Origin of the sequence: Streptomyces malaysiensis subsp. malaysiensis (genome assembly GCF_040653035.1) — a bacterium.
Lineage (GTDB): Bacteria > Actinomycetota > Actinomycetes > Streptomycetales > Streptomycetaceae > Streptomyces > Streptomyces malaysiensis.
This window is the reverse complement of sequence record NZ_JBEZNG010000001.1, coordinates 483914-498422: the sequence shown is the minus strand read 5'-3', so window position 1 is coordinate 498422 and position 14509 is coordinate 483914. Positions and strand designations below refer to the sequence as shown.

The window sequence follows — 14509 nt, the reverse complement described above, 5'->3', positions numbered from 1 at the left end:
CTGGGGAAGTTGGAAGCAGCTGTGACCACCTCGACCGACCACGCCACCGACCGGCCGATCACGCTCAGCGCCCCGGGCGGTATCGACCGCTCCGCGCACCACCGCTTGGACGAGGCGTGGCTGGCCGCGGCCTGGAGTCACCCGACGACGCGTGTCTTCGTGGTCTCCGGCGGCCAGGCACTGGTCGACGACACCCCGGACGGCCGCACCGAACTCGTCATGACCCCGTCCTTCGAGGCCCCGCCCACCGAGAACCACCGCTACTTCCTGGGCATCGACCAGGAGGGTGTGCGCTATTTCGCGCTGCAAAAGGACTCCCTGCCGGGGCGGATGGACCAGTCGGCACGCCCCGCCGGGCTGCGCGAGGCGGGCGCGCTGCTGTCCCAGCGGGACGCGGGGCTGCTGGTGCACGCGGTCGCGCTGGAGAACTGGCAGCGGCTGCACCGCTTCTGCTCACGTTGCGGTGAGCGCACGGTGATCGCGGCGGCGGGCCATATCCGCCGCTGCCCGGCGTGCGGCGCCGAGCACTACCCGCGGACCGACCCCGCGGTGATCATGCTGGTGAAGGACGAGCGGGACCGCGCGCTGCTCGGGCGCCAGGTGCACTGGCCGGAGGGGCGCTTCTCGACGCTGGCGGGCTTCGTGGAGCCGGGCGAGTCGATCGAGCAGGCCGTGGTCCGCGAGGTGGCGGAGGAGGCGGGCGTCGCGGTCGGCGAGGTCGAGTACGTGGCCAGCCAGCCGTGGCCGTTCCCGTCCAGCCTGATGCTCGGCTTCATGGCGCGGGCCACGTCCTCCCGGATCCAGGTGGACGGGGAGGAGATCCACGAGGCGCGCTGGTTCTCCCGGGAAGAGCTGCGGGCCGCGATCGAGTCCGGGGAGGTCCTGCCTCCGTCCGGTATCTCGATCGCGGCCCGGCTGATCGAGCTCTGGTACGGCGAGCCGCTGCCGCGAGGCTGACTCAGACCCCGACCTTGGCCTTGACCTGCGCAAGGGACGGGTTGGTCAGGGTCGATCCATCAGGGAAGAGAACGGTCGGCACCGTCTGGTTGCCGCCGTTCGCCTTCTCGACGAAAGCGGCCGACTCCGGGTCCTGCTCGATGTTGATCTCGGTGTAGGTGATGCCCTCGCGGTCCATCTGGCCCTTCAGGCGGCGGCAGTAGCCGCACCAGGTGGTGCTGTACATCGTCACAGTGCCGGACATCGGTCTTCGCTCTCCTCGGGGTCGTGGTGGGTGGGCAGAAGGTGAACGCTCACCTTCCCCCGGTCATTCCCGGGCCCCTTCCCCCGGTCAGTCAATGCGTTCATATGACCGGAGGGTCTCGGCTGTGGACAACCGGCACGGCCGTCTCAGGGGACCTGGCAGCATGGCGGGGTGACAGCAGCAACGTCCTCCACTCTGTTCCCGCAGGGCTCCACACCGGGTGGCTACGAGGCCACGCCACGTGACGCCGACGCGGTGCTCGACGGGCTCGACCCCGAGCAGCGCGAGGTGGCGACGTCCCTGCACGGCGCGGTGTGCGTGCTTGCCGGGGCCGGCACCGGCAAGACCCGCGCCATCACCCACCGGATCGCCTATGGGGTGCGCGCGGGCATACTCCAGCCGGCCAGTGTGCTGGCGGTCACCTTCACCAACCGGGCGGCGGGGGAGATGCGCGGCCGGCTGCGGCAGCTCGGCGCGGGCGGGGTGCAGGCGCGCACCTTCCACTCGGCGGCCCTGCGGCAGCTTCAGTACTTCTGGCCCAAGGCGGTCGGCGGGGAGGTGCCGCGGCTGGTCGAGCGCAAGGTGCAGCTCGTGGCCGAGGCCGCCGCGCGCTGCCGGGTCCGGCTGGACCGCAATGAGCTGCGGGACGTGACCGGTGAGATCGAATGGTCGAAGGTCACCCAGACCGTGCCCGAGGACTATCCGGCCCTGGCCGCCAAGTCCGGCCGGGAGGCGCCCCGCGACACCGCCGAGATCGGCCGGATCTACGCCACCTATGAGCAGCTGAAGCGCGACCGCGGCGTCATCGACTTCGAGGATGTGCTGCTCCTCACGGTCGGTGTGCTCCAGGAGCGGCCGGACATCGCCGATCAGGTGCGCCGTCAGTACCAGCACTTCGTGGTGGACGAGTACCAGGACGTCAGCCCGCTCCAGCAGCGGCTGCTTGAGCTGTGGCTGGGCGACCGGGACAGCCTGTGCGTGGTGGGCGACGCCAGCCAGACCATCTACTCCTTCACCGGCGCCACCCCCGACCATCTGCTCAACTTCCGCACCCGCCACCCCGGGGCCACGATGGTCAAGCTGATCCGGGACTACCGCTCCACCCCCCAGGTGGTCCACCTGGCCAACGGGCTGCTCTCCCAGGCCCGCGGCCGGGCCGCCGAGCACCGGCTGGAGCTGGTCTCCCAGCGGGAGGCGGGCCCCGACCCGGCCTACGCCGCCTATCAGGACGAGCCGGCCGAGGCCGAGGGCACCGCCCGGCGGATCCGTGAGCTGATCACCCCGGTCGAGCAGGGGGGCGGCGGCGTCCCGGCGAGCCAGATCGCGGTCCTCTACCGGGTCAACGCCCAGTCGGAGCTCTATGAGCAGGCGCTGGCCGATGCCCAGGTGCCCTATCAGCTGCGCGGCGCCGAGCGGTTCTTCGAGCGGCCCGAGGTGCGCGAGGCGGGGCTGCTGCTGCGCGGCGCGGCCCGCGGGGGAAGCGCCGATCCGGCGCTGGCGGATGTCGATATCCCGTCCCAGGTGCGGGCCGTGCTGGGCACCCGAGGCTGGACGCCCGAGCCCCCGGCGGGATCGGGCGCGGTGCGGGACCGCTGGGAGTCCCTGGCCGCCCTGGTGCGGCTCGCGGAGGACTTCGCGGCGAGCCGCCCCGGGGCCACGCTCTCCGATCTGGTGGCGGAGCTCGATGAGCGGGCGGCGGCACAGCACGCCCCGACCGTGGAGGGTGTGACCCTCGCCTCACTCCACGCGGCCAAGGGTCTCGAATGGGACGCGGTCTTCCTGGTCGGTCTCACCGAGGGGATGATGCCGATCACCTACGCCAAGACGGAGCAGCAGATCGAGGAGGAGCGCCGGCTGCTCTATGTGGGGGTCACCCGTGCCCGTCGCCATCTGACGCTGTCCTGGGCGCTCTCGCGGGCTCCGGGAGGCCGGGCCTCCCGCCGCCCCACCCGCTTTCTCAACGGGCTGCGGCCCGGCTCCCAGGCCATGGGCGCCGCCCGCACCCCGGGCGGGAGCGGTGGGATCGAGCGCGGGGCGGCGGCCCCGGGCGGGGGCGGCGCGGTGCGCAGGCGGCGCGGCCCGGTCCACTGCCGGGTGTGCGGCAGGGCGCTGACCGACGCGGGCGAGATGAAGCTGATGCGCTGCGAGGGCTGCCCGTCCGAGCTGGACGAGGCGCTCTATGAGCGGCTGCGCGACTGGCGGGCCGAGCAGGCGGGGCTGCTGGGGCAGCCGGCCTACTGCGTGTTCACCGACAAGACATTGCTCGCGATCGCCGAGGCCGTTCCGGGAACCGAATCGGAGCTCACCCGCATCTCCGGTGTCGGACGGCGGAAGCTGGACCGGTTCGGGGCCGATGTTCTCGCGCTGTGCGCGGGCCGGGAACTCCCCTCGGCAGTCGATGGCGAGGGCGGCGTCGAAGCCGGGTGAAGCCATTCGGGTGACCCTTGGCAAAACTCGACGGAAAAATAGTTTGCGCGCGCCGAGGCCATACCCATAGCCTTCCGAGCACGGAGACAACGGCCCTTCCAGGAGCCAAGGATTCCGTGTTGTACTGAACACCCGGACTGGTTTCGATCGGTCCCTGAGACGCCGAGAGGAGGCGAAGACCAGTGATCACCTTCATCAACACCATCAAAAAGGCCGATCGGTCGGTCGTCGCCACATGCCTGCTCGGCTCTGAGCTCCCTGGCACCGGTATGCCCGGCGCCAATGAGGCACGTCTCAGCGAGCGACCGATCCAGGCACCTGCGGTAGCAGCAGCGGCACAGGCAATGGCCTATGCCTTTGCGGCCAATGGTGCCGAATCCCGGATGACGCAGCAGCACCACAAGACGTGGGCCTTCCGCAGGCTCGAACCCTGGAGTTATCCAGCCTGATCCAGGATCAGGTCGGCACCTTCCAGGGCCGCGGAACCCACACCGGGATCCGCGGCCCTTTTGATTTGCCAAGCCCGGCCACCAGCCGGACCGAAGAGACGAGGAACACACCCCGTGCAACTCAACGCACCTGCCCCGTCCGCATCGACCGACCTGAACCGCCCGCCTGACTCCTCGGAGGACTCCTTGACCCCGCTCACCGCCCTCACCGAACTCGATGAGGCCATCGAGAACCTGGGCGTAGCCGTTCCGTGCCGTTCGTACGACCCGGAGGTCTTCTTCGCCGAGTCCCCGGCCGACGTCGAGTACGCAAAGTCGCTGTGTGAGACCTGCCCGCTGCGCGAGGCATGCCTCGCCGGTGCCAAGGACCGCCGGGAGCCCTGGGGTGTCTGGGGTGGCGAGCTCTTCGTCCAGGGCGTGGTGGTGGCCCGCAAGCGGCCGCGTGGTCGCCCGCGTAAGAACCCGGTCGCGGCATGAGCACCCACGGCACCATCGATCGCCCAGCGACGCACGACCCCATGAAGCAGGTCCCGACGATGACCCCACCGGTCTCCGACACCCCCGCACCCGATACCTCCGGCGCGCCCGAATCGCGCCAGAACAGGAACCGAGAGATGCAACTCATCCAAGAAGCCCTGGCTCGTGCGCATATGCACGACCGGATCCAGGAGGCCGAGTCCGAACGCCAGGCCGTTCGACTCGCCGCCGCCCGCCGGATGCAGCGCCGCGCGGAGCGTGCCTCGCTCCGCGCCCGCCGCGCCCTGGCCATGGCGGTCATGCAGTGACGCGGTGACCACCATGCGCGGCGCCGACCAGAAGCGGGGCTGACACGAACACACGCTGATGGGTCATACGCCGACCCATCGCGCAACCACAGAGGGCCGGTCCGATCGGACCGGCCCTTCGGTTACCCCAAGGCAGCCGCGCTCGGGGCGAGCGCTATCCCGGCGTCAGAGGCGCCAATCCCGGCGTTGGAGGCGTGACTGGCGTGACTGGCGTGACTGGCGTGACTGGCGTGACTGGCGTGACCGGCGTGACCGGTCCGGCCGACGTGACCGGCCCGGCCGGTGCTGCCAGTGCCGCATGTGCCGCATGCGCCGCCGATCTGGCCGGTGCGGCCGGGCGGCGAGCGGGCTCAGGCCGAGGTCTCCGCGGCCTCGGGCTCCTCCTTCACGCCCTTCTCGACGCGTCCATCGGGGCCTTCTTCTACGCCTTCTTCCGCGCCTTCTTCTGTATTTGCTTCTTCGGCGCGGTCCTCGGACTCCGGGTCCGCGGCGAAGCCGGGAACCCACGCCTCGAGCTCCTCCCGCATCCGCACGGTGGTACCCAGCTGGCACAGCACTCCGATGGTGCTCAGGGTCACCCGGTGAATCAGCAGATAGGAGGGCGGCAGATTCAGCTGATTGCCCAGCTCATAGACGGGGGAATGACGGTCGGCCATCCGTGCCGCCTGGCTGCGCAGCCACTGCCGGTCGAAGACGAACGCGTCGACCTGGGCCGGTTCGATCATCGGCAGCAGGAAGTCCAGCAGATCATCCGGGTCGATCTCGATCGTCGGCTTGACGAACCCCTCCCCGCGCATCAGTTCATAGACCCCCGTGGCGTCGCTCTCAAGGGCCAGGCGCAGCGCGATGCCGATGGGCTCCGGAAGCCCTCCCGGGAGCCGGTTCACCGATCCGAAGTCAAGGACCCCCAGCTTCCATCGCTCCGGCGGTCCGTCCGGGGAGTCACCGGTCAGCAGCCGGAAGTTCCCCGGATGCGGATCGGCGTGCAGCAGCCCGGTGCGGGACACCCCCGAGAACAGAAAGTGGGCCAGCAGTTGCCCGGCGCGGTCCCGCTGCTCCTGTGTGCCGTCGGCTATCACCTCGGAGAGCGGTATCCCCTCCAGCCATTCGGTGATCAGTATCTGGTCGCTCTGGTGCACCACCTCGGGCACCATGATCTCCGTGTCCTGTGCGTACTCCTCCACATGGGCCTGCTGGGACGCCGCCTCCAGCGCGTAGTCCAGCTCCTCGGCGACCCGCTCGCGCAACTCCGCGATCAGCGGCTTGATGTCCAGCCCCGGCACCAGCGGCCCCAGCACCCGGGCGAACCGACTCAGTTGGCTGAGGTCGGAGAGCAGCGCCTCGCCCGCGCCCGGGTACTGGATCTTGACCGCTACCTCGCGCCCGTCGTGCCAGACCGCCCGGTGCACCTGCCCGATCGAGGCGGCCGCCGCCGGTTTGTCCTCGAACTCCTGGAACAGCTCCGGCCAGTCCGGGCCCAACCGCTCCTCCAGCGCCGCGTGCACCGTACGGGTGGGCATCGGAGGGGCCGCTTCCTGGAGCTTGGTGAGGGCCGCCCGGTAGGGCTTGGCTATCTCCTCGGGCAGCGCCGACTCGAAGACCGACATGGCCTGCCCGAGCTTCATGGCCCCGCCCTTGAGCTCTCCGAGGACCTTGAACATTTGCTCGGCGGTGCGCTGCTGGACCTCGCGGGCGACGATCTCCGCCGGCCGTCCCCCTATCCGCTTCCCGAGCCCCCACGTGGCGCGCCCCGCGAATCCCAAGGGCAGCGCCGCCAGTTTGGCGGTACGGGTGATCGCCTTGCGCGGCAGATCGGTCATGCGCCCTCCAACTACAGCCGTGCCATCCCGGAAGGTGGTTCCCGGGCCCCCGTGCCCACTCCGCGGACGTGGGTCACCGGGACATTGTCGCGTGCGGTGCCTCTGCGGCCGAGGCATATACGGCATCCTCCTCCCCGGCGGCTCCGCAGCCGCATCCGGGATGTGCTTCGACCGGACGTGCCTCCCAGATGAGGGAGGGGAGCGCCAACTCCCACCGGACACCCGCGCCTCCCGAGGGCCGGCCGTCGAGGAAGGCCAGCGCCTGCACCGCTGTGAGCCCCGCCACCACCATCGCCAGCGCCGTGTCACAGGCCGGAGCGGTCCGGCGGCGCCCGGACCGCCACTGCGCGAGCATCCGCGGCCAGGCGGGCTCCCGCTCGGCCCGGCCCGCCGCGGCGCAGCCCGCGCAGGGTGTGATGCCCGGCACCACCAGCGGCCCCACCACCCCCGTGGCCTCGATGACTCCCGCGTAGAGATGGGGTGTGCCGGAGGCGAGCAGCGGCTGGGCCGGCTCCGGATCCGGTGCGTACGCGGCGAGGCCGTCACGCGGGGCGATCACCACAAGCGCCAGACCGGTCTCTCCTGAGGAGGTCCGCTCTTCGGCGGGGGTCCGCTCCCGGGCCGACCGGCGGGGGAGCGGACCCGGCGCGGCCTGTCGCACCACACGGCGCGCGGCCAGATCCCGGCGCTCCCCGATCTGCTCGGCCGACAGCCCGCCGGGCGCCACGTCCCAGGGCTCGACACAGCCCCCGTCCACCACATCGACCCGGCCGACCCCCGAGCCCGACAGGGCGGCCGCGACCGCGGCCCCGACCCGGCCGGCGCCCCGCACCTGAACCCGCATTGCCCGCCGCGCGGCGAGCAGCCGCGCAGCCGCCCCGGGCTCGGGGTGCAGCACCGAAAGCGCCCCAGCGTCGGGCCGCAGCCGGTCCAGGGCCGCGGCCGGCTCACCGCCGTCCTTCGGCTCGTCCAGCAGACCGGCCGCCGCCAGCCGGTCCACCAGTGCGTCGGCCCGCCCCTCCGGCAGCCCGATGGCCCGGGCCTCCTGCCGCAGCAGCGGCAGACCGCGGGTGCCGTCCAGCAGCTCCAGAAAGCTGCCCGTGGCCGTGTCCACCGGCCCCATCACCACCGCATGCGCCCGGGCCACCCCGAACTGCACCGTGTCCCGGCTCCGCCAGCCGCGCCGCAGCGCGGGCTTGAGCATCGGATGCATAGCCGCCCCCCGTTGATGTGCTGTATCTCTTCGCGTCCGTGCTTACCTGTTCATGACGTTTCACATGGATTTGCATCGGTTCGTTTCCGTTGAACCGCCTTCAGCATGCGGGCCGACGCCCGGAGCCCGCAGTGCGTTGTCCACAGGCAGTGGAATAAGTCGTACGAACACCGGTCATACAAGCCGTGCACACCGTGGAGTGGTTCGATCCGCAACCAACGGCGGGGTGGGACTTCCCTGGCCGCCAGCGGGTAACGTCAGGGCGTGTCCGCCGATCCGTCCTCTCGCGCCACGGGAGAGACCCCCTCCCGCAGCGCCGCGAGCGCACCGCGCACCGTCCCGAGCCCGAAGAGTCGAGATTCGGACGCGAACCCGGTCGAGGTCCGCCGGAGCACCCGGCGGCGCAGGACGGTCTCCGCCTATCGCGAGGGCGATCGCACCGTCGTTCTCATCCCCGCCCGGATGTCCGAGGCGGAGGAGCAGCGCTGGGTGAGGGTCATGCTGGAGAAGCTGGCAGCGCAGGAGAGCAAGCGGATGCTGGGCGACGCGGAGTTGGCCGCCCGCGCCGAGTGGCTCTCCGAGCAGTACCTGGGCGGTCGGGCCCGGCCCGCCTCCGTTCGCTGGGTCACCAACCAGAACACCCGCTGGGGGTCGTGCACCCCCGCCGAGGGCAGCATCCGGCTCTCGCATCGGCTCCAGGGCATGCCGGAGTACGTCGTGGACTATGTGCTCCTCCATGAGCTCGCTCATCTGCTGGTGCCGGGTCATGGCCCACGCTTCTGGCGGCTCCTGGAGGCGTATCCGCGGACCGAGCGCGCCCGGGGCTATCTCGAAGGGGTGGTCGCCGCCGGGCGGTTGCCGCACCTCTCCGGGCCCGGGGACGACCAGCCGTAGGGAGCGGCGCCCGGGACGTCACAGGACCGGACCAGGGGCGGCACGTCGCGGAACCACGCCCGGCACGTCACAGGACCACGCCCGGTACGTCACGGAACAGGCCCGGGACGTAACTGGAACCACACCCGGGCCCCCGGACGTCGCTCATAGTCGGCGGCAGCGGCTAGCCTGACGCGCAATGCACACACCGGTATCGGGATGGGGGACGGTCCTAACGTATGGCCAGGGAATTCCAACGCGGCCACAAGGCCAGGATCAGTGATCTGACGGCCGGGAGGGATCTGTACATCGGGGTGCAGATCGCCGGGCCCGGGCTGAGCTTCGACATCAGCTGCTTCGGCCTCGACGCGGACGAGCGGCTGTCGGACGATCGCTACTTCATCTTCTTCAACCAGCCGAAATCACCTGAAGAAGCGATACAGCAACTCGGACCGCAGGCCGGTGACACGGATTCGTTCCGCGTCACGCTCGACCGCATCCCGTCCACCATCCAGAAGCTCTCCTTCACCGCGACCATCGACGGTGCCGGGCAGATGTCGCAGGTCGGCCCCGGCTACCTCCGGATCGTCGCGGGCGGCGAGGAGGTGGCCCGGTATTCCTTCACCGGCTCGGAGTTCAGCACCGAACGTGCGGTGATGCTGGGCGACTTCTACCTCAAGGACGTCTGGCGGTTCGCCGCCGTCGGGCAGGGCTTCGACGGGGGACTGGAGGCGCTCCTCAAGAACTTCGGCGGTGAGGTGGCCGAGGAGGAGCCCGCCCCCGCGCCCGCCCAGGGCGCCGCGCCCGGTTTCGCGCCGCCCGGCCAGGCGGCCGCCGCCCCGGGCTTCGCGCCCCCGGCCGGAGCCCCTGCGCCTGCCGCACCGCAGCCCGCCCCGGCCCCGCCCGCACCGCAGCCCGCTCCCGCCTTCGGCGCTCCCCAAGGAACGCCACCCCAGGGGATGCCGCCCCAGGGAATGCCACCCCAGGGCATGCCCGCCCCGGGCACGCCCCCGCAGGGAATGCCCCAGGGCACACCCCCGCATGGCGTTCAGCCGCCAGCCCCCGGCACCCCGCAGATGCACGGCGCCCCGACGATCGCCGCGCCCATCGCGCCGCCCGGTCAGGTGCCGCCCCCGGGCCAGATGCCGCCGCCCCCGGCACCGCCGGGCCAGTTCCCGGGCCATCAGCCCCCGTTCGGCCAGGCGCCGGGTCAGACCCCGCCCGCCCCCGCGCCGTACGGTCAGCCGCCCGCCCAGCCATACCCCGGCCAGCCCGGTCCGCCCGGTGGACAGCCCGGTCAGCCGGGCCAGCCCGCTCCTTACGGTCAGCCGCAGGCCATGGGCGTGCCCCAGGGCGGTGGCGCGCCCGGGCTCCAGGCCGCGCTCGCCAAGTACCGCGAGGCGCCCACCGGTCAGCGCTGGACGCCGCAGAACCCCCGGCTGATGCGGGTCGACCTCGGTGTCGGCGGGCAGCCCGTGCTCGCCCGTCAGGGCACGATGGTGCTCTACCAGGGCAAGGTCGACTTCAGCTACAAGGGCGCCGGTTTCCGCGGCCGGATCGTCGGCAACGCGACCGGCCAGGAGATGCAGCTGATGCGCTGCACCGGCCAGGGCCAGGTCTTCCTCGCCGAGAACGCCGCCGAACTCCACCCGATCGAGCTCCAGGGCGACGCCATCTGTGTCTCCGCCGAGAACGTGCTCGCCTTCGATGAGTCGCTGCACCATGAGGTGCGCCGGATCGAGGGCCATGGCATCCCCGGTGGGGCGCTGTTCACCATGCAGTTCCAGGGCACCGGCACCGTCGTGGTGAAGACCGAGGGCACACCGGTCGTCCTCCCCGTCACCCCGACCACCTTCGCCGACAGCAACGCCATCGTGGCGTGGTCCGCCGGATCCCAGGTGATCATCTCCAGCCAGGTGCGGCTGCGCCGCAGCGCCTACCCCGGCCATAGCGGGGAGACCGTGAACCTCCAGTTCCGTGGCGCGCCCGGCAACTTCATCGTCGTCCAGCCCTACGAGGTCTGAAGGAGCCCGTCATGGACCAGCAAATGATCTCGGGCTTCGCACCCGCCCCGGTGGCCGCCCGTATGCAGAACCACGGCTCCAGCATGCTCAAGGTCGCCATGCAGAGCGGCCAGGACCTCTTCGCCCGCACCGGTTCGATGGTGGCCTACGAGGGCTTCGTCCAGTACGAGCCCAATCCGCCCGCGGTGCGGCAGATGGCCTCCCAGTGGCTGACCGGTGAGGGCGCCCCGCTGATGCGGTGCAGCGGCGACGGACTGCTCTACCTCGCCGACTACGGGGCCAACGTCGTCTGCATCAACCTCAACGGCGACGCGCTCTCGGTCAACGGCACCAATCTCCTCGCCTTCGACGCGCACCTCCAATGGGGCGTCGAACGCGTCAAGGGCATCGCCAAGTTCGCCGGTCAGGGCCTGTTCAACGTAGGCGTCTCCGGCACCGGCTGGGTCGCCCTGACCTCCCGCGGCACCCCCATCGTCGTCGACTGCGGCCGCGGCGAGGACGAGACCTATGTGGACCCGGACGCGCTCGTGGCCTGGTCCTCCGGGCTCAAGGTGAAGGGCAAGCGCAGCTTCAAGGCGTCGTCCCTGATCGGCAGGGGCAGCGGCGAGGCGTATCAGCTCGGCTTCTCCGGGCAGGGCTTCGTCGTCGTACAGCCCAGTGAGGACAGCACCGACCGGCTCCGGGCGCGGGGCTGAGGGGGAGGGACACCAGATGCAGAGCCCGCTTTTCGCCTTCACCGAGGCCCAGACGCAGGACCGCTACGCGCTCCAGAATCCGCAGCTGCTGCGGGTCGCCCTGAGCGGCCATGAGGATGTGCTCGCCCGTAAGGGCAGCATGGTCGCCTATCAGGGGCTCATCGAGTTCGACGGCGAGTACCAGACGCCGGGACAGCGCAGCGCCCGGGGCCGCACCGGTGAGGGCCTGGACCTGATGCGCTGCTCCGGGCAGGGCACGGTCTACCTCGCCAACCTCGCCCAGCACATCCATGTGATGGACGTGGATCACGACGGGCTGACCGTCGACAGCTCCTATGTGCTCGCGCTCGACTCCACGCTGCACTGGGAGGCGATCGCGGTGGACAGCCAGTACGGGATCGCCGGCTCCGGCAAGTACAACCTCAACATCTCCGGCCAGGGCAAGGTCGCGCTGATGACCTCGGGGGAGCCGCTGATGCTCCAGGTCACCCCCGACAAGTACGTCAACGCCGACGCGGACGCCATCGTCGCCTGGTCCAGTTCGCTACGGGTCCAGATGCAGGCGCAGACGCACTCCTCGGGCGTCTGGCGGCGGCGCGGCAACACCGGCGAGGGCTGGGAGCTCAGCTTCCTGGGCCAGGGCTACGCCCTGGTGCAGCCCAGCGAGCTGCTTCCGCCGCAGAACGCGGTGACGGGGGGCGGCATGGCGGCGCAGTTCGGCATGGGCCAGCAGGGCGCCCGCGGTCAGAACCAGGGCAACATCTTCAGCAACTGACGGCGGCCACGCTCACCCGGCCAGTCCCAACCCCGGCCACCGACTCACCCCGGCCAGTCCTCACCCCGGCCACCGGCTCACCCCGGCCACCGACGCGACGGCCGCGGGTCCCTCGGACCCGCGGCCGTCCCGCACTCCGTATGGCTTCTGCCCCGCGTTCGGAGCTCAGGGCTCAGAGCAGCGCACGCGTGCGCGTCACCAGGAGCCGCACCGACTCATCGGCCACGTCCGCCACCTCGTCGTAGCCGAACCAGCGCAGATCCAGTGACTCGTCGCTGATCGCCGTCACCGCGCCCCGGGGCGCCACCACCGCGTACTGGACGTCCAGATGCCAGGCGCAGGGGGTGTGGTGCCGGTCGAGCCGCACCGGGCCGTCCGGCAGCAGCGTCAGCCCCTCGATCCCGGACTCCTCGGTGGCCTCGCGCAGCGCCGCGCCCGCGAGCGTGGTGTCGCCCGGCTCGCAGTGGCCGCCCATCTGGAGCCACATCCGCAGCTTCCGGTGCAGGGTGAGCAGCACGCGCTCCCGCTCCGGGTCGATCACCAGCGCGCTCGCCGTGATGTGGCCGTCCCCGCACGCCTTCCACATACCGTCCGGATACGCGGCGAGATGGTCGCCGTACAGCAGCCGCAGCCGGTCCTGGGCGGCATCGGGCGCGGGCCACTCGGTGAGCACCCGCGCCGCGTCCTGGTGCAGATGGTTCACTTCTCGCCGTCGCCCCGGTCGTCGCCCTCGCCGTCCGTGCGGTCCTTACGGAGGTCGGGACGGTCGGGGCCGTCCTTACGGTCCGCACCGCCCGCCGCCTCGCCGAGCATCTTGTCCAGCTCGGAGAAGTCCAGCTGCTCGCGATGGACGAAGCCGTCCGGGTCGTCGAGGTCCTGCGCCGTCGGCAGCATGTCCGGATGCGCCCACAGCCCGTCGCGCCCCTCCAGGCCGCGGGCGTCGGTCAGGGAGGCCCACAGCCGGGAGGCGTCCCGCAGCCGACGCGGCCGCAGCTCCAGGCCGATCAGCGTGGCGAAGGTCTGCTCGGCGGGGCCGCCGCTCGCGCGGCGCCGCCGCAGCGTCTCGCGCAGGGCGTCGGCGGACGGCAGATGCGGCTTGGCGGCGGCGTGGACCACCGCGTCCACCCAGCCTTCCACCAGCGCCAGAGCGGTCTCCAGACGCGCCAGCGCGGCCTTCTGCTCGGGGGTGTCCTCGGGCTGGAACATGCCCTGCTGAAGCGCTTCCTGCAACTGCTCGGGGTGGGTCGGGTCGAGCTGACCGACCGCGTCCTCCAGCTTGGCGGTGTCGACCTTGATGCCGCGGGCGTACCCCTCGACGGCGCCGAAGAGGTGCGAGCGCAGCCACGGCACATGGGCGAACAGCCGCTGATGGGCCGCCTCGCGCAGCGCCAGATAGAGCCGGACCTCCTCCTTGGGCACGCCGAGGCCGGAGCCGAGCGCCGCGATGTTGACCGGCAGCAGGGCCGCCTTGCCCGCCGGGCCCAGCGGCAGCCCGATGTCGGTCGAGCCGACCACCTCACCGGCCAGCACGCCCAGCGCCTGCCCGATCTGGGTGCCGAACATGGCGCCGCCCATCGAGCGCATCATCCCGAGCAGCGGGCCCGCCATGGCCTGCATCTCCTCGGGCAGCACATCGCCCATGGCGGCACCGACCCGCTCGGCGACCGGGTCCACCAGGTCCTTCCACACCGGCAGGGTGGCCTCGACCCACTCGGCGCGGCTCCAGGCCACCGCGCTGCCGGAGCCCGAGGGCAGCGAGGTGACGCCGTCCAGCCACAGGTCCGCGAGGCGCACGGCCTCCTGGACCGCGGCACGGTCGGCGGGGCCGACGCTCTCGTCCTTGCTGCCGTCGGCGGTGCCGCGCGCGACCGTCTGGCGTGCGATGTCCTTGGCCATGTCCCAGTTCACCGGGCCGCCCTCGTAGGAGAGCATCTGCCCGAGCTGCTGGAACGCGGCGCCCAGGTCGCCCGGATTCAGTGAACCGAACATCGCGGCGAACGGATTCTCCGCGCCGCCCGCGCCACCGGGGCCGCCGCCGAACCCGAAGGGATTCGCGGGGCCCTGCTCGCCGCCCTGGCCGCCCTTCTTCTTACCGTCGTCGCCGTCGTCCGGCTCCTCCGGCGGAAGGCCGAATCCGAATGGGGTGTCACTCACGGGTTTCCTCGGCTCGTTGGGCCACCGGCCCCGGGCCGGTGGCGGATGCCCGACATCACCACCCAGCCTAGACACCTCGCCGGTTTCCGGGCT

General features: G+C 71.5%; 14 protein-coding genes. 9 read left to right on the top strand and 5 right to left on the bottom strand.

Going from position 1 to position 14509, the window contains the following annotated elements:
- Positions 1–21 precede the first annotated feature (21 nt).
- Positions 22–957 carry an NAD(+) diphosphatase gene (gene nudC / locus AB0E24_RS02205; RefSeq protein WP_069864258.1) on the top strand — a complete coding sequence of 312 codons (936 nt, stop codon included), beginning with the start codon at positions 22–24 and terminating at the stop codon, positions 955–957.
- Between the two features lies 1 nt (position 958).
- Here nudC and AB0E24_RS02200 read toward each other — a convergent pair whose 3' ends face one another.
- Positions 959–1201: a mycoredoxin gene (locus tag AB0E24_RS02200; RefSeq protein ID WP_069864256.1), complete on the bottom strand. Its 243-nt coding sequence runs from the start codon at positions 1199–1201 to the stop codon at positions 959–961.
- Between the two features lie 171 nt (positions 1202–1372).
- On the opposite strand from AB0E24_RS02200, the gene AB0E24_RS02195 reads away from it, so the two are divergent.
- The 4 genes from AB0E24_RS02195 (at position 1373) to AB0E24_RS02180 (ending at position 4862) form a co-directional block, all read left to right on the top strand.
- A complete protein-coding gene (locus tag AB0E24_RS02195; RefSeq protein WP_079258931.1) occupies positions 1373–3628 on the top strand; it encodes an ATP-dependent DNA helicase UvrD2 in 2256 nt (751 codons plus the stop codon).
- Between the two features lie 182 nt (positions 3629–3810).
- Complete coding sequence (locus tag AB0E24_RS02190; protein ID WP_079152989.1) at positions 3811–4077, top strand: hypothetical protein; 267 nt, start codon at positions 3811–3813, stop codon at positions 4075–4077.
- Between the two features lie 114 nt (positions 4078–4191).
- On the top strand, positions 4192–4554 hold the full coding sequence (locus tag AB0E24_RS02185; RefSeq protein ID WP_359374440.1) for a WhiB family transcriptional regulator: 363 nt from the start codon (positions 4192–4194) through the stop codon (positions 4552–4554).
- On the top strand, positions 4551–4862 hold the full coding sequence (locus AB0E24_RS02180; protein ID WP_069864250.1) for a putative WhiB-interacting protein: 312 nt from the start codon (positions 4551–4553) through the stop codon (positions 4860–4862). Before AB0E24_RS02185 ends, AB0E24_RS02180 begins: the two co-directional genes overlap by 4 nt.
- A 350-nt stretch (positions 4863–5212) precedes the next feature.
- Here AB0E24_RS02180 and AB0E24_RS02175 read toward each other — a convergent pair whose 3' ends face one another.
- Both AB0E24_RS02175 and AB0E24_RS02170 read right to left on the bottom strand, forming a co-directional pair.
- Complete coding sequence (locus tag AB0E24_RS02175) at positions 5213–6682, bottom strand: ABC1 kinase family protein (protein WP_359374438.1); 1470 nt, start codon at positions 6680–6682, stop codon at positions 5213–5215.
- Positions 6683–6755: 73 nt separating this feature from the next.
- On the bottom strand, positions 6756–7895 hold the full coding sequence (locus AB0E24_RS02170) for a ThiF family adenylyltransferase (RefSeq protein WP_359374436.1): 1140 nt from the start codon (positions 7893–7895) through the stop codon (positions 6756–6758).
- A 264-nt stretch (positions 7896–8159) separates the two neighbouring features.
- Here AB0E24_RS02170 and AB0E24_RS02165 point away from each other — a divergent pair, with 264 nt between their 5' ends.
- The 4 genes from AB0E24_RS02165 to AB0E24_RS02150 all read left to right on the top strand — a co-directional run bounded on the left by AB0E24_RS02165 (position 8160) and on the right by AB0E24_RS02150 (position 12262).
- Complete coding sequence (locus AB0E24_RS02165) at positions 8160–8789, top strand: M48 metallopeptidase family protein (RefSeq protein WP_069864244.1); 630 nt, start codon at positions 8160–8162, stop codon at positions 8787–8789.
- 218 nt (positions 8790–9007) lie between these two features.
- Positions 9008–10792, top strand: coding sequence for a TerD family protein (locus tag AB0E24_RS02160; protein ID WP_359374434.1), 1785 nt, complete (start codon positions 9008–9010; stop codon positions 10790–10792).
- 11 nt (positions 10793–10803) lie between these two features.
- The gene (locus AB0E24_RS02155; protein WP_359374433.1) at positions 10804–11487 is read left to right on the top strand and encodes an AIM24 family protein; all 684 of its coding nucleotides are present in this window, start codon (positions 10804–10806) and stop codon (positions 11485–11487) included.
- Positions 11488–11503: 16 nt separating this feature from the next.
- Complete coding sequence (locus AB0E24_RS02150) at positions 11504–12262, top strand: AIM24 family protein (RefSeq protein WP_069864239.1); 759 nt, start codon at positions 11504–11506, stop codon at positions 12260–12262.
- Positions 12263–12434: 172 nt separating this feature from the next.
- On the opposite strand, the gene AB0E24_RS02145 is transcribed toward AB0E24_RS02150, so the two are convergent.
- Positions 12435–12965: an NUDIX hydrolase gene (locus AB0E24_RS02145; RefSeq protein ID WP_425508842.1), complete on the bottom strand. Its 531-nt coding sequence runs from the start codon at positions 12963–12965 to the stop codon at positions 12435–12437.
- Positions 12962–14416: a zinc-dependent metalloprotease gene (locus tag AB0E24_RS02140; protein WP_093705775.1), complete on the bottom strand. Its 1455-nt coding sequence runs from the start codon at positions 14414–14416 to the stop codon at positions 12962–12964. The genes AB0E24_RS02145 and AB0E24_RS02140 overlap by 4 nt, the downstream gene beginning before the upstream one ends.
- Positions 14417–14509 lie beyond the last annotated feature (93 nt).